Raw genomic sequence first — 16,238 nt, forward strand, 5'->3', positions numbered from 1 at the left:
AACGGCCGCCCGCAGGACAGACACCTCAGGCCGACGCGACGGGAGCCGTCGTCAGCAGGCGCTGGGCCGCGACGCTCGCGCCGTCCACCCGGACCCGGCCCGCGAACTCCCGCGCCCGGGCCGCTACCTGCGGCGCCAGCGCCGTCCCGAGGGCCGCGGCCAGCGACTCCGCCGTCAGCGCGCCCGGTGCGTGCGCCGCGCCGATACCCAGGTCGCGGACCCGGTCGGCGAAGGAGAACTGGTCGTACATCCGCGGTGCGACGACCTGCGCCGCCCCCGCGCGGGCCGCCGTCGTCGTGGTGCCCGCGCCGCCGTGGTGGACGGCCGCCGCGACGCGCGGGAACAACGCCTGCTGGTTGATCTCGCCGATGCCCAGGCAGTCCGGCGCCGCGTCCGCCACCGCCAGGTCGGCCCAGCCGCGGGCGATGATCGCCCGGCGGCCGTGCGCGCGGGCCGCGGCCAGCATCGCTTCCGCGAGGCCCGCTTCCGCGCTCATGCTGCCGAAGCCGAAGTACACCGGCGGCTCGCCCGCGTCCAGGAACTCCCGTACTTCCTCCGGCAACGGCCGCGAGTCGGGGTGGATCCAGGCACCCGTCTGGACGACGCCCGCCGGGCCGGGCCAGGGAGCCAGTGCGGCGTCGGCCGCGAGCCACGGCCGGTCGGTGAACACGTGGCTCTGCAGCTCGTCGACCGGCGCGAGCCCGGACGCCACGCGGTGCGCGTTCAGCGTCGGCCCGAACGTCGCGTTCAGGTGCCGGGCGTCCTCGGCCCACCGGGCGCGCGGCGTGTCCGCCGACCGCCACGGCATCGGCGGCGGCGAATGCCGCTCCGACGGCAGCGTGATGGGGCAGAAGCTCGCGTAGACGTAGGCGACACCCAGCCGCTCGGCGATCGAGCGGGCGGCGAGCTGTAAGGCGCCGGCGGCCACGATCACGTCACAGCCCTCGGCCGCCTCCGCGACCGTGACGAACTGGGCGGCGACCGTCTCTTCGGCCAGTCTTCGCAGGTCACCGGCCGCCGGACGGCCCCTCCCGCGCAGCTCGGGCCCGATCGGGGTGACGGCGAACCCGAGCCCGGAGAGCCAGTCGCGGAAGTCGGGCGGCACGCACAGGCGGACGTCCTGGCCGAGCGCCCGGAGCTCCGAAGCCAGCGCCAGGACCGGCTGGACCTCGCCCCGCGAACCGATCGTGGACAGCAAGACACGCATGTGGGAATCCCCTCGGGTGGAAGTGAGCCCGAAGTGTGGACCCGCACCGGGGCCTTGCCGCAAGTCCCCCTCTCGGCTATACCTTGGAAGGGGAAGCGGGGATCCCCGCCGCGCGCTTGTCCACAGTGGACAGAACGATCGTCACCCCAGCGTGAAGGGGTCGCGGGTGCCGCCGGACAGCTCGATCCACACGGCCTTGTCGGTCAGGTACTCGTCGATCGCGTGGACGCCGTTCTCCCGGCCCAGCCCCGAATCCTTGACCCCGCCGAACGGCACGGACGGCGCCACCACGCGGTAGGCGTTCACCCACACGGTGCCGGCCTTGAGCTTCGCGGCGACGCGGTGGGCGCGGTGCACGTCCTTCGTCCACACCGCGCCGGCGAGGCCGTAGGGCGTGTCGTTGGCCAGGCGGATCGCCTCGGCCTCGTCAGTGAACGCACACGCGGCCAGCACCGGCCCGAACACCTCCTCGCGGAAGATCGTCGACTCCGGCGTGACGCCGGTGAGCACGGTCGGCTGGACGAACAGCCCGCCCAGCCCGGGGTCGGGCACGCCGCCGCAGGCGACGGTCGCGCCCTCGGCCGTCGCGGTTTCCAGGTAGTGCAGCACCTTCGCGTACTGCGGCGCGTTCGCGACCGGGCCCATCTCGGTGGCGGGCTCGGCCGGGTCGCCCAGCTTGATGGCCGACGCGCGCTCGGCGATCAGGCGGATCAGCTCGTCGTGGACGTCGGCGTGCACGATCAGCCGCGAGCCGGCCATGCACGTCTGGCCGGTGGCGGCGAACACGCCGGCGATGACGCCGTTCGCGGCCGCGGCGAGGTCGGCGTCGGGGAACACCACCTGCGGCGACTTGCCGCCCAGCTCCAGCGTGACCTGGTTCAGGTTCGCCGCGGCCGCCACCGCGACGGCCCGGCCGGTGGCGGTCGAGCCGGTGAACGCGACCTTGTCGACGCCCGGGTGCCCGGCGAGCGCCGCGCCCGTCTCGCGCGACAGGCCGGTGACGACGTTGACGACGCCGGGCGGGAACCCGGCCTCGGTGATCAGCTCGGCCAGCCCGAGCGTCGAGACGGGGGCGTGCTCGGACGGCTTCACGACCACCGTGCACCCCGCGGCCAGCGCGGGCGCGAGCTTCCAGGTGAGCAGCAGCAACGGTGAGTTCCACGGCGTGATGGCCGCGACCACCCCGACCGGCTCGCGGCGGGTGTAGACGAGGTAGTCCGGGTTCGGCGCCGGGATCTGACGGCCTTCGATCTTGTCGGCCAGGCCCGCGTAGTAGTGGTACCAGCCGCCAAGGCCGGTCAGCTGGCCGAGCATCTCGCGGTGGAGCTTGCCGGAGTCGTTCACCTCGAGCCGGGCGAGCCGCTCGGCGTGCTCGCCGATGAGGTCGCCGAGCCGGTGCAGCAACGCGGCCCGCGCGAACCCCGTCATCGCGCCCCACTCGCCGTCGAGCGCCGCCCGGGCCGCCGCGACGGCGTCGTCGACGTCCTCAGGCCCGCCGTCCGGCACGACCGCCCACGGCTGCCCGGTGTAGGGGTTCTGCGACTCGAAGGTGCGCCCGGAGCGGGCGCCGACGGCCTTGCCGTCGATCACCAGGGAGAAGGTCGGTAACTGTGCGCTCATGGGCCCCGTCCTCGTCGACGTCGTGGCGTGCGCTTCCAGCCTGCACCCGGCGGGGTGCCTGACGTAACCTTGGGGGAGGAAACCCGTACCAGGTGGGCAGACCCGGTCGGCAGGAGGCCAGGATGGCACTTCACAGCGTGTTACTGGACGACGAAGTCATCCTCTCGATCGACGGCGCGTTCGACGTCGTCCTCGCTCCCGGGTACCTCCGCGCGGTCGAAGCGGCCTTCGCCGCCGACGCCCGCCGCATGGTCGTCGACCTCGCGCTGACGACGGCGGTCGACGCCGTCGCCGCGGCGGCCCTGACGGAGACGGTGGCCGCCTGCGCGTCCCGCGGCACCCACCTCGTGCTCGCGATGCCCGCCGGTGTCGAAGCCGAGGTCACCGACCCGGCGCAGATCAAACCGCTCCTGAACGGTTTCGAACCCTGGCAGGACGCGGGTTAGCGAATCCGAAGATCGTTTCCCGAAGCACTGGGAAACGATCAAGAAGCCACGGTTTCGACGTTTTCGATCCCGGTTTCAGGAGTCGCCGGTGTGGTCAATTCCTCGGCGAAGATCGCATCGATCTTCCGGCTCGCGGTGCGCAGTTTCGTGACGCTCGCGACGAGCAGCAGCAGGACCGCGATCGGCACCACGAGCAGGACCGGTGGCCGGCCGGCGCCGACGACCACGCCGGCGGAGATCAAGGCCAGGGCCAGGAAAGCCGACCGGGCGACAACCCGCGGCCACGTGGCGCGGGGCTTGGCGTGCCGTCCGCGCGGTGCTCCGAGTACGGGGCGCGCAAGGGCAGCGTGGACACTCATCCCAACCTCCGGAAAGTCGTGGAACCGGCCGGGACGGGGGATTCCCGGCGGATGGTGCCGACTCGAAACGCGGGGACTTGGCGCGGCCGACACGCTCGATCAGTCGTGCCGCGAGGCGCCCGGGTTACAAGCCGTTATTGCTTCGAGTCCGAATTCGGAAAAGAGAATTCCGACGTTGTCCATGACTATTCCACGGCCATTCCCGGCGGTAGGGCCGTTGGGCCCTGCTTCACTCGCCGGAGGCCCCGGTTCACGAATCGGTGCCCGGACCCGGGCCCTTGCCCTTCCCCTTGTTGCCGCCGGGCGGCTTCGCGCTCTTCCCGGACTTGCCCTGCTGCTTCCCGGCCTTCTGCGGCTGGACCGGGCTCTGGTGCGTCACGGCGGCCGGCTCCAGGTCCGCCGACTCGGTCACGGCCGGCGCGGCCACCTGCTGCGGTGACGTCGACGGCGCGGCCGGCGGGTGCACCGCCTCGGTGACACCCGGTGCCGGTGACTGGGTGGACGAGCCGGCGCCTTCGGGCGCGGCCAGCAGCACCGCGGCGACCGTGGCGGCGGCCGCGGTGGTCAGGGCGGCGGCGAAGACGGCCCGGAAGTGCCGCGCCGGACGTCCGGCCGGCGCGGCGGTGGGCAGCGTCGCCGACGGGGTGCTCAGCGATCCCAGCACCTCGGCGGCGGTGGGCCGGTCCGCGGGCTCGCGCTGGGTCATCCGCCGGAGGGTGTGCGCCAGCGACGGCGGCAGGTCCGCCGGGATCCGGGGCGCCCGCGTCAGCCGCGCCATGGCCGCTTCGACCATCGTGCCCTGGTACTCGCGTTCCCCGGTGACGCACTCGAGCAGGATCAGGCCGAGCGCGTAGACGTCGGCGGGCGGTCCGGCGGGCTGGCCGGCGACCTGCTCGGGCGCGAGGTAGGCGGCGGTCCCCGGGATGACACCGGTGCCGGTGATGTGGGTGGTGTCGAGCGCGTGCGCGATGCCGAAGTCGCCGATCAGCGGGCCGTTCGCGCTCAGGAACACGTTGGCCGGCTTGAGATCGCGGTGGACGACCCGCAGCCCGTGCACGTGGGCCAGGCCTTCGGCGAGCCCGGCGGCCAGCGCCGTCACCTCGGCCACGGTCATCGCGCCGCCGAGCAGCCGTTCGGCGAGGTTCTCGCCCTCGACGAGCTGCATCACCAGGAAGGTCCGGCCGTGCTCGGTGCCGCTGTCGTGCAGCGCCACCACGCCGGGGTGGGCGATGCTGCCCTGGATGCTCATCTCGCGCAGCCGGCGGCGCTGGTCCTGCGCCACCGCGCCGCGGTCGTAGATCTTGACGGCGACCGGGCGGTCGAGGTGCAGGTCGTAGCCGCGGTAGACGCGGGCCGTGCCACCGCTGCCGATCAGCCGGCCGATCTCGTAGCGCCCGCCGAGCGTGGTGGGCGGCAGTTCGTCCCCCAGCGCCGGTCGCGGCATGACGGAAAACTCACCGAGTGCGTAGTGCGCACACGTGGGTTCGTCCGCCTCGCTCATCGCCCGGGCACCCCGTCCTGCCGCTTGGTCGGCCACCCCCGCGATGTACCCCGATCCCGTGATCCGGAAACCTGCGAAGATCGCGGGCGGGGTACGCGCGTTCAGCGGCGATCGAAGGCGTCGACCCCGGTGAGCTGCGCCGACAGCGTCCACAGCCGCTCGGCCTGTCCGGGGTCGACGGCGTAGCGGCGCACACCCGAGGCGGCGAGTCCTTCGGCGTCCTCAGGGGACAGTTCGGCGACGTCACAGTCCTCGAGGTACAGTCCGCCGAGCCCGGCCAGCTGCGGTGACGTCGCGGCCCAGACGGTCGTCGCCGCGCCCTGCTCCGGCGTCTTGAACTCGACGAGCATGGTGCCCGCCTCGTCCATCCAGCCGCGCTCGACCATCTCGGCGCGCGACAGGTGCCGCTGCAGCGGCGTCATGATGCCGCCCGGGTGCAGCGCGAAGGCGTGGACGTCCTTCTCCGCGGCGAGCTTGTCGAGCTGGACGGCGAAGAGCACGTTGGCCGTCTTCGCCTGGCCGTAGGCGGCCCACTTCTCGTAGCCCTCGGTGAACATGACGTCGTCCCAGCGCATCGGCGAGTTGTGGTGGCCGCGGGAGGACAGCGCGACCACGCGGGCGCCTTCGGCGACGGCCGGCCACAGCCGGTTGACCAGCGCGAAGTGGCCGAGGTGGTTGGTGGCGAACTGGGCCTCCCAGCCCGGCCCGACGCGGGTCTCGGGGCACGCCATGATGCCGGCGTTGGTGATGAGCAGGTCGATCCGCCGCCCGGAGGCGAGGAAGCGGTCGGCGAACGCGCGGACGCTGTCGAGGTCACCCAGGTCCAGCTCGTCGACCTCGACGTCGTCCAGGCCTTCGAGGGCCTGCTCGGCGGTCTCGCGGCGGCGGGCCGGGACGACGACGTGGGCGCCGGCGCCGGTGAGCGCGCGGGTCGCCGCCAGGCCGATGCCGGAGTAACCGCCGGTGACGACGGCGAGCTTCCCGGTGAGGTCGATGCCCGCGACGGCTTCCGCGGCGGTGGTGCCGGCGCCGAAGCCCGATCCGAGCTTGTGCTGTGCGGTGGTCATGGCCTCGACGCTAAGACCTGGAGCGCACTCCAGCGCAAGTCGCGCGTCCCGGGCCGAAAGAGGGGACAATCGACCGCGAGAGGCCCAGCGACGCGAGGAAGGCCGTGATGTCCGACTACTACGGGAACACACCCCAGGACGTCCGCCCGGGGATCGACGCACGCCGGCTGTGGGCCGGTGGCGTGGCGACAGCGGTGGTCGCGGCCCTGGTCGCGGTGGTCGGGCTGCTGATCGCCCGCGGCATCTTCGAGGTCGAAGTGCTGGCCCCAAAAGGGGAAGGCGTCTGGGGCAACGCCAGCACCACGACGTACGCAGTGGTGGCCGCCGCGGTGGCGTTGCTGGCGACCGGGCTGATGCACCTGCTGAGCGTGGCGACGCCGGCGCCGTCCCAGTTCTTCGGCTGGATCATGGTGCTGGTCACGTTGATCGCGGTGGTGCTGCCGCTGACGCTGAGCGTCGCCCCGAGCGCGAAGATCGCGACGGCGGCGATCAACCTGGTGATCGGCCTGGTGATCGCGGCGATCGTGAGCAGCATGGCGGCGAGCGCGCGCACCCTGCACCGGCGCCGCTCGACGGCCCCGCCGGCCCAGGCCGCGCCGCCGGCGGCGCAGCAGCCGCCGCCGACCCGGCAGTGGAACCAGCAGCAGGAGCCGCCGACGACCCGCTACTACGACCGCTGAGCATGGGGCAGCGCAAGACGAACCGCCGCGTGATCGAGCAGTTCCGCGCGGGCGAGGAGGTGGACGGCATGCACCGCGAACGACTCGTGCTCCTGACGACGACGGGCCGCAACTCGGGCAAGCCGCGCACCGTCCCGATGATGTTCCACCGGGACGGTGACCGGCTGCTCGTGGTGGCGTCGAACGTCGGCGCCGCGAAGGACCCCGACTGGTACCAGAACCTGACGGCCGACTCCCGGGTGAAGGTGGAGGTCGACGGCCGCGCGTTCGAGGCCGAAGCCCTGCCCCTGCTGGGCGCGGACTACGTGCGCACGTGGACGGAACTGGAGAAGCACTACCCCTTCCTGGTCGACCACCGGGAGAAGGCGAAGCGGTCGATCCCGATCGTGGAACTGTCCGAAGAGGACTGACGCGCTAGGCCGTCCGGTAGCGCAGCAGCGCGGCGGCCCCGTTCTGCTCGGCCGAGGTCAGCCGGAGGTCACCCGGTGCGGTGAACCACGTGCGGCCGGAGCCGAGCACGAGCGGGAACACGAGCAGGCGGTACTCGTCGACGAGCCCGTGCCCGGCCAGGGTGTGCACGACACTCGTGCTGCCGATGACGATGACGTCGCGCTCTTCGCGCAGCCGCCGGACCTCGTCGAGGAGGTCCCCGGTGAGCAACGCGGAGTTGGCCCAGGCGCCGACGTCGGTGAGCGTGCGCGAGACGACCCGCTTGGGGATCTTGTTCATCCGCGTCGAGAAGCCGTCGGTCCGAGCGGGCCACAGCTTCGAGAACAGCTCCCACGTGCCGCGGCCCAGCAGCAGCGTGCCGGTGTCGAGCAGCGGGCCGAGCTTGAACTTGTCCCCGGCGACGGCTTCCGGGCCGTGCCGGAACGCCCAGCCGCCGCCGGCGGTGCCGCCGGAGCCGTCCGGGTCCTCGACGACCCCGTCGAGGGTGGTGAACTGGATGACGATGACGTCGTTCATGGTGGTCCCTTCGCGAGCGGTGCGGTCGTGGGTACATACCGGCGCCGGCGGCGGAACTCATCGCGATCCGGGCACAATCTCCGGCGTGGACGCGAGCGAGGACTTCGAGCCGTTCCGGCGTGAGCTGGTGGTGCACTGCTACCGGCTGCTCGGCTCGCTGCACGACGCCGAGGACCTGGCCCAGGAGACGCTCCTGCGCGCGTGGAAGGCCCGGGAGCGCTACGACGAACGGCGCGCGTCCGTGCGCACCTGGCTCTACCGCATCGCGACGAACGTCTGCCTGACCGCGCTCGAGGGCCGGGCCCGCCGGCCGCTGCCGTCCGGGCTCGGCGCCGCGAGCACCGATCCGGGCGCCCCGCTGACGCCGGACTTCGAGGTGCCCTGGCTGCAGCCGCTCCCGGGCCGCTACACGGAGGATCCGCAGGCCCGCGCCGGGGTACGGCTCGCGTTCGTCGCCGCCACGCAGCTGCTCCCGCCCCGCCAGCGGGCGGTCCTCGTGCTGCGGGACGTCCTGCAGTTCAGCGCCGCCGAGGTGGCCACGCAGCTGGACACGTCGGCGGCCGCGGTCAACAGCTCCCTGCAGCGGGCGCGGGCCGCCCTCGCCGCGGCCACGCCCCGGGACCACGAGGTGCGCGAGCCCGGCGACCGGGAGGTCCGGGAGACGGTCGAGCGCTACGTCCGCGCGTTCGAGGCCGCCGACGTCCCGGCCCTGGTCACGCTGCTGGCCGAGGACGCCGTGCTCGAGATGCCGCCGGTCCCGCTCTGGTACGCCGGGCGCGCGGACTACGGCCGGTTCATGGCGCGGGTGTTCGCGATGCGCCCCGGCGGCTGGCGGGCGGTCCCGCTCACGGCGAACGGGCAGCCCGCGCTCGCCGCGTACTGCCCGGACGACGCCGGCGGCCACCGCCTGCACACCCTGCAGGTGCTGACGGTGACGCCGGCCGGGATCGCGCACAACGTCGTGTTCCAGGACCCGCGGGCGTTCGCGGCCTTCGGCCTCGCCGCGTCCGTCCCTTGAGGACTACTTGCTCGCCACCTTGCGGTACCGCGCCGTCGCCAGGGGCGCGAAGACCGCGATGATCGCCACGCAGCACAGGATCGAGTACAGCGCCGCGTGCTCCGCCGGCCAGCCCGTCGGCGGGACGCCGAAGCGGTTGCCGAACAGGGCGCGCGTCGCGTTGATCACCGCGGTGAACGGGTTCCAGTCGGCGATCGCCCGCAGGAACGGCGGCATCTTGTCCGTCGGCACGAACGCCGACGACACGAAGCTCAGCGGGAACATCCAGATCAGCCCCGCGCTCTGCGCCACCTCGACGCTGCGCGCGGTGAGGCCGATCAGCGCGCCGACCCACGACAGCGCCCACGCGAACATCAGCATCACCAGGTAGCCGAGCACGGCGTCGAGGAAGCTGCCGCGGATCCGCCAGCCGACGATCAGCCCGCACAACGACATCACGACCAGCGCCACCACGCTGACGACGAGGTCCGACGTCGTGCGGCCGAGGACCACCGCGATCCGGGACATCGGCAGCGAGCGGAACCGGTCGATGATGCCCTTCTGCAGGTCGTTGGCGAAGCCGATGACGGTGAACGCCGAGTTGAACGCCACCGTCTGGGCGAAGATCCCGGCGATGAGGAACTCGCGGTAGGCCCCGCCGCCCGCGTCGCCGCCGATCGCGTTGCCGAAGACGTAGGCGAACAGCAGCACGAACATGATCGGCTGCAGCGTCGCGGCCATCAGCCAGTCCGGGTTGCGCCGGACGTTCATCAGGTTGCGCCAGGTGATGACGCCGCCGTCGGAGATGCCTTTCGTGAGCGCGTTCACTTCGCGGCCTCCTCTTCGGCGCCGTGCCCGGTCAGGGACAGGAAGACGTCGTCAAGCGTCGGCCGGTGCAGGCCGACGTCCTGGACCGTGACGCCGAGGCCGTCGAGCTGCCGCAGCGCCTCGATGAGCGCCTTGGGCCCGGTGTCGACGAGGATCTCGGCGCGGCGCGTGTGCTCGTCGCCGGACGGCTCGCCGGTGCCGACCGCGCGCAGGACGTCGAGGGTGGCCGGCAGGTCCGCGGCCGCGGCGACGACCAGCTCCAGGCGTTCGCCGCCGATCTGCGCCTTGAGCTCGTCGGCGGTGCCGCGGGCGATCACCCTGCCGTGGTCGATGACGACGATCGAGTCGGCCAGCTGGTCGGCCTCTTCGAGGTACTGGGTGGTCAGCAGCACGGTGGTGCCGTCGGCGACGAGCTCCTTGATCACCGCCCAGGTGTCGAGGCGCCCGCCGGGGTCGAGGCCGGTGGTGGGCTCGTCGAGGACGACGACCGCCGGCTCGGCGACCAGCGCGCCGGCCAGGTCGAGCCGCCGGCGCATGCCGCCGGAGTACCCCTTCGCCGGCCGGTCGGCGGCCTCGGCGAGCTGGAACCGCGCCAGCAGCTCCCGGGCGCGGGCCCGGGCCGCGGGTTTGCGACGGCCGTAGAGCCGCCCGACCATGTAGAGGTTCTCGAAGCCGGTGAGGTTCTCGTCGACGGCCGCGTACTGCCCGGACAGCCCGATCCGCTGCCGCACGGCGTCCGGTTCGGCCAGGACGTCGTGCCCGGCCACCCACGCCTCGCCCGAGTCGGGACGCAGCAGCGTGGTCAGGATCCGGACGGTGGTGGTCTTGCCGGCGCCGTTCGGCCCGAGCAGGCCGAGCACCCGCCCGGCCGGGATCTCGAGGTCGACGCCGTCGAGCGCGCGGGTCGAACCGTAGGTCTTCACGAGCCCGCGTACCCGGACGGCGATGTCCGGCTCCGGCGGTGACAGGGCCGGCATGGCGGCTCTCCTTCCGACGACACACCGCCAAGCTAGGGCACGTTGTCCCGGTTTTCCTCCGGGATTCTCCCGGAGACGCGTCAGTTCGCCGAGAGCGTCACGGCGAACTCCGGCGGCGTCCGCAGCGACTGGAACACCACGCAGTACCGCTCGGTGAGCTTCTTGAGCGTCGCGAGCTGGCCGGCGTCGGCGTCGGTGTCCAGGGCGAACGACAGCCGGATCGCGCGGAAGCCGACCGGCGCGTCCTTCGCGACGGCGAGCGTGCCGCGGAAGTCGAGGTCGCCTTCGGCGCGGACGCGCCCGCCCCGGACGTCGAGGCCCAGCGACGTCGCGACCGCGCGCAGCGTCACCCCGGCGCACGCGACGAGCGCTTCGAGGAGCATGTCGCCGGAGCAGGCGAGCGTGCCGTCGCCGCCGGTGGCCGGGTGCAGCCCGGCCTCCACGACCGCGCGGCCCGTCTCGACCTTGCAGGAGATGCCGAGGCCGTCGAGTTCGGCGTCCGCGTGCAGGGTGACGAGCGCGCTTTCCGGCGCGTCGCGGTACTTGTCCTTCAGCGGGGCCTGGGTCGCGCGCAGCTCTTCGGTGTCCATGGGCCCGATTGTGCCCGCTCGCCAAGGAAAAGCGAAAAGGCGGGGAGCCCGGATTTCCCGGTCTCCCCGCCTTTTCAGTGCGGATTCAGCTGGTTCAGCTCAGCGTCACCGCGGCGTCGTCGATCACGAACGACGTCTGCAGCGAGCTGTCCTCGGTACCCGTGAACTTCAGCGCGAGGGTCCCGCCGGCGGCCGACGAGACGTCGACCGTCTTGAGGACGTACCCGGAGGCCTTGTTCAGGTTGGAGTAGCTGCCCAGGGTGGTGCTGCCGTTGGTGACGGTCAGCTTGTCGTAGGCGGTGGTGGTGGTCGTCTCCGCCGAGTCGATGTGCAGGTAGAACGTCAGGCTGGCGTGGCACCCGGCCGGGATGCTCACCGACTGCGCGAGCGTGTCGGTGTGCGTGGTGCCGTACCCGTTCAGCCAGGCGTTGTACGTGCCACCGTGAGTCGGCTGCTGCGAACCGTTCTGCCCGATGACACCACTGGTCTGCGTCCAGCTGGTGGCGCCGGACTCGAAGCCGCCGTTGGCCAGCTTCTGGCCGGAGCAGCCCGTGGTGGTGCCGACGGTCCAGGAGAACGACGCCGTGCCGGTCTTGTTGGCCGCGTCCTTCGCCGTCACCGTGACGTTCGAGGTGCCCGCGGTGGTCGCGGTGCCCGAGATCGTGCCGGTGGAGGCGTTGATCGACAGGCCGGCCGGGAGGCCGGTGGCGGTCCAGGTGTACGGCGAGGTGCCACCGCTGGCGGACAGCGGCAGGTTGACCGAACCACCGGTGGTGGTGGACTGGTTGCCCGGGTTCGAGACGGTCACGGTGCCGGTCGCGGAGCACGTCGGGTCACCCGACTGCGCCGGCACGGAGATCGCGTCCCACGCCGCCTTGACGGTGTTGAACTCGGTGCAGCTGCCCGGGAAGAGGTTCTTCGCCGCGGTCAGCGTCCAGGTGCGGTACTTCAGGTACGAGCTGCCCGTGGTCTTCAGCAGCATCGCGTTGTAGAAGATCTTCACCGCGTTCTGCACACCGATGCCGGTGATGCTGGTGCTGTTGCACGTGGTGCTGGTCGGCTGCCCGTTGGTCGGGTTGGTGCCTTCGGCCAGCAGGTAGAACCAGTGGTTGCCGGGGCCGGCCGACGCGTGGACCTCACCGTTGGGGACGGAGCTGTCGTAGCAGTTCTTGTCGCCCAGCGCCGACGGGTTGTACATGTTGCGGATCGGGCCGGAGCCGACCAGGTTGACCGACTCGCCGACGAGGAAGTCCGGGACGTCGCCGCCCGCGGGCTCGTTGGCGAACCACTCGGTCGAAGCGCCGAAGACGTCCGCGACGAACTCCTGGGTGCCCGAACCGGAAATGCCGCCCGGGGTGTGGTCGTCGACGCCGTGGCCGTGCTCGTGCGCGACGACGTCGATCGAACCGATCCACTGGTTGTTCGTGTTGTGGCCGATCTGGACCTGGGTGCCGTCGTAGTAGGCGTTCTCGTCGTTCAGGCCGACGCGGATCGGCCAGCCGCCGCCGCTGCCGTCGAAGCCGTTGCGGCCCAGCCACTGCGAGAGCATCTTGTTCTCGGTCTGGGCGGCGAAGAGCGCGTCGACGCAGCCGGTCTCGCGGCTGGTGGCGTTGCCGTTGCCCCAGGCGTCGTCCGGACCGCTGAAGGTGGTGTTGTTGGCCGCGTCCTGGCAGGACGTGTTGGTGATGGCCGGGTCCTTCAGGGAGTACGTGCTGCCCGAGTGCGTGGTGTCGAGGTGCACCGGGTTCGGCTTGTTGTACGCGCTGGTGCCGTCACCGTTCATGACGTGTTCCTGCGTGTGCAGCACCTTGCCGGTGGCGGCGTCGACGACGACGTCGAGCCGGCTCGGCCCTTCGGCGTTGCGGCCGACGACCGTGCTCTGCCACGCCAGCGCCGGCGAGCCGAGCGCGAAGACGACCTGCTGCGCGGGGCTCACGCTGTCCACGGAGGCCAGCTGCTGCCGGGCGGTGGCCTCGGCCGCGGCCTTGCTCACCTTGCCCGAGGTCGTGGCGAGGTTGATGGTCTGGTCCTGCGCGACGGAGGTGCCGAGCACCTGGCCCGTCGAGTTGGTCGTGACGACGAAGTCGCCGCCGACGACCGGCAGACCCTTGTAGCTGCGCTCGTAGGGGATGTACTGCAGCCCGTTGGTGGAGGAGATCGCTTTCTGGGCCAGGAAAACGTCGTCCGAGCTGGCGTGCAGCGCGGTGGGCCTGCTCGCCACGAGGCCGGCGGCCGCGGTGGCGGCTTGGGCCTGGGCGCTCGGGGCGGCGTTCGGGGTCGCGTTCGGGGCGGGTTGCGCCTGTGCGGTACCGGTGATGCAGAGGGCGCCGATGAGCACGCCGGTTGCTGCCAAGACGACAGGACGTCTCAGTTCCATCGAGGAATCTCCTCCGGGCAGGGTGAACCAGGCCCGGGTTCGAGGCGGGCCCAGATCAGGGGAACGAGAGGTGGTGCTGTGGAACGGAAATCAGAATCCGGTGCTGAGGCCTCGTGAACAAGCGACTAACGTACGGTCTTATTGACATATGGCAATACTTCCCAAAACCGACATTTAACACCTTTGGGATTCTGTCGGGTGATCGTCCACTGAGGACTTCCGGTTGCTCACCGCCGTTCGGGTGATCTTTGCCGCGGCGGGAAAAAGAAGGGCCCCCTCGCCGCGGACGGCGAAGGGGCCCTTCTTGGTACGAGTGTGTCAGGCGGTCGTGGCGCGCTTCGGGAGCTTCCAGCCCGGGCGCACGAAGTGGCACGTGTACCCGTTGGGGATGCGCTGGAGGTAGTCCTGGTGCTCCGGCTCGGCCTCCCAGAAATCGCCCACCGGGGCGAGTTCGGTGACGACCTTGCCGGGCCACAGCCCGGACGCGTCGACGTCGGCGATCGTGTCCTCGGCGACCCGCTTCTGCTCGTCGTTCTCGAAGTAGATCGCCGAGCGGTAGCTCACGCCGATGTCGTTGCCCTGGCGGTTCTTCGTGGTCGGGTCGTGCACCTGGAAGAAGAACTCGAGCAGGTCGCGGAACGTGGTCTGCGCGGGGTCGTAGACCACCTCGATGGCCTCGGCGTGCGTGCCGTGGTTGCGGTAGGTGGCGTGCTGGACCTCACCGCCGCTGTAGCCGACCCGGGTCGACAGCACCCCGGGCAGCCGGCGGAACAGCTCCTGCATTCCCCAGAAGCAGCCACCGGCCAGGATGGCCTTCTCGGTTGACGTGGTCACGGCGTCACTCCTTCTCCTCGTGCGGTGCTACCACCGGTACAACTTCTGTGGTCAGCCGATGATTCCACGCGGGGATTACGGAAGCCTGACGTCACCCGGCCTGGAGCTTCGCGAGGGTGAGCACGTCGCCGCCGATGCCCCAGCCGCCGTCGGTGACCTCCTCGACCAGCACCATCGTGGTCGCCCGGGCGCGGTCGCCGTAGATCTCGGCGTAGAGCTCGGTGGTGCGGGTGACGATCTGCTCCTTTTGTGCGGGGGTGAGTGTGCCGGCGGGGACCTTGAAGTTGGCGAACGGCATGTCGGTGTCCTTCGTTATCGTCGCTTACGTGATGACGTAACCGACGTTAACACCTCGGCCGGATCGACGCTACCGTCTGCTTGATAACGACGATACCGGCTGGTAGCGTCGTTGTCGTGGACTTGCGAACGCGGATTCTGGAGGCGGCCGCCGACCTGCTGTCGCGGTCGGCCGAGGCCGACTTCTCGACGCGCGCGGTCTGCGAGGCCGCCGGGGTCGGCGCGCCGGCGCTGTACCGGCAGTTCGGCGACAAAGAGGGCCTGATGGCCGCCGTCGTCGACCACGGGTTCGAGAAGTACCTCGCCGGCAAGCGGGCCGCGCGGCCGTCCGACGACCCGGTGCGCGACCTGCGCGACGGCTGGGAGAACCACGTCGCGTTCGCCGTCGGGAACCCGAACTACTACCGGCTGATGTACTCCGGCCTCTCGACGCCGCCCAACGCCGCGGCCGAGGCGCACGGCCTCCTGCTCGAGGTGCTCGAACGCTGCGCGGCCGCCGGGCGGCTCGCGGTGGCGCCGGCGGTCGCCGCGCAGATGGTGATGGCGGCCAACGCCGGCGTCGCGCTCTCGATGATCACCCGGCCGGCCCTGTACCCGGACACCGGGTTCTCGGTGCGGGTCCGGGAGAGCGTGCTCGCGGGAATCCTGGCCGGCGAACCGGCGGAACCGGCCGGGGGAGTGGCCGCCACGGCGACCACGCTCGGCGCCCAGCTGCGCAAGGACGCCCCGGCGGCCCTGTCCGCGGCCGAGGTGACGCTGCTGCAGGAGTGGCTGGACCGCCTGGCCGAGTGATCCACAATGGACACTCGGCTGGACATTCGAGCGGACACCCGGCCGCCTGGCGGCAGGTGATGCGCCATCCGGGTTGTCTTCGCCGCGTTCCGGGTTTGACGCGGCAACGCCGCGCACGGCGATGCGACCATGGCCCCGGGGCCGGTCTCCGGACCTGCCTGGGGAGGAGGCGCGATGCCGGACATCGCCCCGGAACGCACCAGCGGCGTCCTGGTCGTCGAAGTGCGCGGGGAGCTCGACATCGCGACGGTCGTCCGCTGGACGACAGTGATCGAAGCCGCGATCTGCGAGCTGCCGGGCCCCCACCTGCTGGTCGTCGACCTCGCCGAGCTGGGCTTCCTGTCCGCCCGCGGCGCGGCGGGCCTGCTGGAGGCGTTCGACCTCTGCCGCGACCGGGGCATCGACGGCTGCCTGATCGTCCCCCCGGGCACGGCGGTCAGCCGGGTGGTGCGGTTGTCCGGGCTCGACCGCCGGGTCCCGGTGTACCCGGATCGCCTGGCCGCGATCGCGGCGTCCCAGCCGGTGGAGATGCGCTGGCTGCACGCCCACGCACGCTGACGTCCCGTCCGCGCCCCGCGCTCCCGCGCGGCTGCCGTTCACGCTGCCGCTCGGCCGCCGCTCACGCTGCCGCTCGCGCTGTCGCGAAGTCCGTGAATGTCGCATCGAGGGACATCACGTCCGTGAATGTGGCATTCACGGA

The 16,238-nt window shown here is 71.8% G+C and carries 18 protein-coding genes; 6 read left to right on the plus strand and 12 right to left on the minus strand.

The genetic code is table 11. The annotated features are described in order from the left end of the window. Positions 1-25 precede the first annotated feature (25 nt). On the minus strand, positions 26-1,207 hold the full coding sequence (locus tag OG570_RS27855) for a nucleotide disphospho-sugar-binding domain-containing protein (protein ID WP_326952140.1): 1,182 nt from the start codon (positions 1,205-1,207) through the stop codon (positions 26-28). A gap of 141 nt (positions 1,208-1,348) precedes the next feature. Continuing rightward, positions 1,349-2,827 carry an aldehyde dehydrogenase gene (locus tag OG570_RS27860; protein WP_326952141.1) on the minus strand — a complete coding sequence of 493 codons (1,479 nt, stop codon included), beginning with the start codon at positions 2,825-2,827 and terminating at the stop codon, positions 1,349-1,351. Positions 2,828-2,949: 122 nt separating this feature from the next. Here OG570_RS27860 and OG570_RS27865 point away from each other — a divergent pair, with 122 nt between their 5' ends. Beyond that, the gene (locus tag OG570_RS27865) at positions 2,950-3,273 is read left to right on the plus strand and encodes an STAS domain-containing protein (RefSeq protein ID WP_326952142.1); all 324 of its coding nucleotides are present in this window, start codon (positions 2,950-2,952) and stop codon (positions 3,271-3,273) included. 38 nt (positions 3,274-3,311) lie between these two features. Here OG570_RS27865 and OG570_RS27870 read toward each other — a convergent pair whose 3' ends face one another. The 3 genes from OG570_RS27870 to OG570_RS27880 all read right to left on the minus strand — a co-directional run bounded on the left by OG570_RS27870 (position 3,312) and on the right by OG570_RS27880 (position 6,200). Then, a complete protein-coding gene (locus OG570_RS27870; RefSeq protein ID WP_326952143.1) occupies positions 3,312-3,515 on the minus strand; it encodes a hypothetical protein in 204 nt (67 codons plus the stop codon). A gap of 367 nt (positions 3,516-3,882) precedes the next feature. Beyond that, on the minus strand, positions 3,883-5,076 hold the full coding sequence (locus OG570_RS27875) for a serine/threonine-protein kinase (RefSeq protein ID WP_326952144.1): 1,194 nt from the start codon (positions 5,074-5,076) through the stop codon (positions 3,883-3,885). Positions 5,077-5,234: 158 nt separating this feature from the next. Then, positions 5,235-6,200, minus strand: coding sequence for an SDR family NAD(P)-dependent oxidoreductase (locus tag OG570_RS27880; RefSeq protein ID WP_326952145.1), 966 nt, complete (start codon positions 6,198-6,200; stop codon positions 5,235-5,237). Between the two features lie 107 nt (positions 6,201-6,307). On the opposite strand from OG570_RS27880, the gene OG570_RS27885 reads away from it, so the two are divergent. Further along, the gene (locus OG570_RS27885; RefSeq protein ID WP_326951081.1) at positions 6,308-6,880 is read left to right on the plus strand and encodes a DUF6069 family protein; all 573 of its coding nucleotides are present in this window, start codon (positions 6,308-6,310) and stop codon (positions 6,878-6,880) included. A 2-nt stretch (positions 6,881-6,882) separates the two neighbouring features. After that, the gene (locus tag OG570_RS27890; protein WP_326952146.1) at positions 6,883-7,290 is read left to right on the plus strand and encodes a nitroreductase family deazaflavin-dependent oxidoreductase; all 408 of its coding nucleotides are present in this window, start codon (positions 6,883-6,885) and stop codon (positions 7,288-7,290) included. Between the two features lie 4 nt (positions 7,291-7,294). On the opposite strand, the gene OG570_RS27895 is transcribed toward OG570_RS27890, so the two are convergent. Continuing rightward, positions 7,295-7,846 (minus strand): dihydrofolate reductase family protein, encoded by a 552-nt coding sequence (locus tag OG570_RS27895; protein ID WP_326952147.1) that lies wholly within the window; start codon positions 7,844-7,846, stop codon positions 7,295-7,297. A 76-nt stretch (positions 7,847-7,922) separates the two neighbouring features. Here OG570_RS27895 and OG570_RS27900 point away from each other — a divergent pair, with 76 nt between their 5' ends. Continuing rightward, on the plus strand, positions 7,923-8,864 hold the full coding sequence (locus OG570_RS27900) for a sigma-70 family RNA polymerase sigma factor (RefSeq protein WP_442788332.1): 942 nt from the start codon (positions 7,923-7,925) through the stop codon (positions 8,862-8,864). Positions 8,865-8,867: 3 nt separating this feature from the next. Here the strand turns inward: OG570_RS27900 and OG570_RS27905 are convergent, their stop codons facing one another. The 6 genes from OG570_RS27905 to OG570_RS27930 form a co-directional block, all read right to left on the minus strand. Beyond that, positions 8,868-9,671 carry an ABC transporter permease gene (locus tag OG570_RS27905; protein WP_326951077.1) on the minus strand — a complete coding sequence of 268 codons (804 nt, stop codon included), beginning with the start codon at positions 9,669-9,671 and terminating at the stop codon, positions 8,868-8,870. Beyond that, the gene (locus OG570_RS27910; RefSeq protein ID WP_326952148.1) at positions 9,668-10,648 is read right to left on the minus strand and encodes an ATP-binding cassette domain-containing protein; all 981 of its coding nucleotides are present in this window, start codon (positions 10,646-10,648) and stop codon (positions 9,668-9,670) included. Before OG570_RS27910 ends, OG570_RS27905 begins: the two co-directional genes overlap by 4 nt. Before the next feature lie 80 nt (positions 10,649-10,728). After that, positions 10,729-11,238, minus strand: a complete 510-nt coding sequence (locus tag OG570_RS27915; RefSeq protein WP_326951074.1) for an OsmC family protein — start codon at positions 11,236-11,238, stop codon at positions 10,729-10,731. 94 nt (positions 11,239-11,332) lie between these two features. Continuing rightward, positions 11,333-13,615, minus strand: a complete 2,283-nt coding sequence (locus tag OG570_RS27920; protein ID WP_326952149.1) for a M4 family metallopeptidase — start codon at positions 13,613-13,615, stop codon at positions 11,333-11,335. Positions 13,616-13,933: 318 nt separating this feature from the next. Then, the gene (gene msrA / locus OG570_RS27925; RefSeq protein WP_247053786.1) at positions 13,934-14,449 is read right to left on the minus strand and encodes a peptide-methionine (S)-S-oxide reductase MsrA; all 516 of its coding nucleotides are present in this window, start codon (positions 14,447-14,449) and stop codon (positions 13,934-13,936) included. Positions 14,450-14,540: 91 nt separating this feature from the next. Next, on the minus strand, positions 14,541-14,747 hold the full coding sequence (locus OG570_RS27930) for a 4-oxalocrotonate tautomerase family protein (protein ID WP_326952150.1): 207 nt from the start codon (positions 14,745-14,747) through the stop codon (positions 14,541-14,543). Positions 14,748-14,863: 116 nt separating this feature from the next. Between OG570_RS27930 and OG570_RS27935 the strand changes: the two genes are divergently transcribed. Both OG570_RS27935 and OG570_RS27940 read left to right on the plus strand, forming a co-directional pair. Continuing rightward, on the plus strand, positions 14,864-15,538 hold the full coding sequence (locus OG570_RS27935; protein WP_326952151.1) for a TetR/AcrR family transcriptional regulator: 675 nt from the start codon (positions 14,864-14,866) through the stop codon (positions 15,536-15,538). A 174-nt stretch (positions 15,539-15,712) separates the two neighbouring features. Next, positions 15,713-16,096: an STAS domain-containing protein gene (locus OG570_RS27940; protein ID WP_326951070.1), complete on the plus strand. Its 384-nt coding sequence runs from the start codon at positions 15,713-15,715 to the stop codon at positions 16,094-16,096. Positions 16,097-16,238: the final 142 nt, after the last annotated feature.

Origin of the sequence: Amycolatopsis sp. NBC_01286 (assembly GCF_035982555.1) — a bacterium.
Taxonomy (GTDB): Bacteria; Actinomycetota; Actinomycetes; order Mycobacteriales; family Pseudonocardiaceae; genus Amycolatopsis.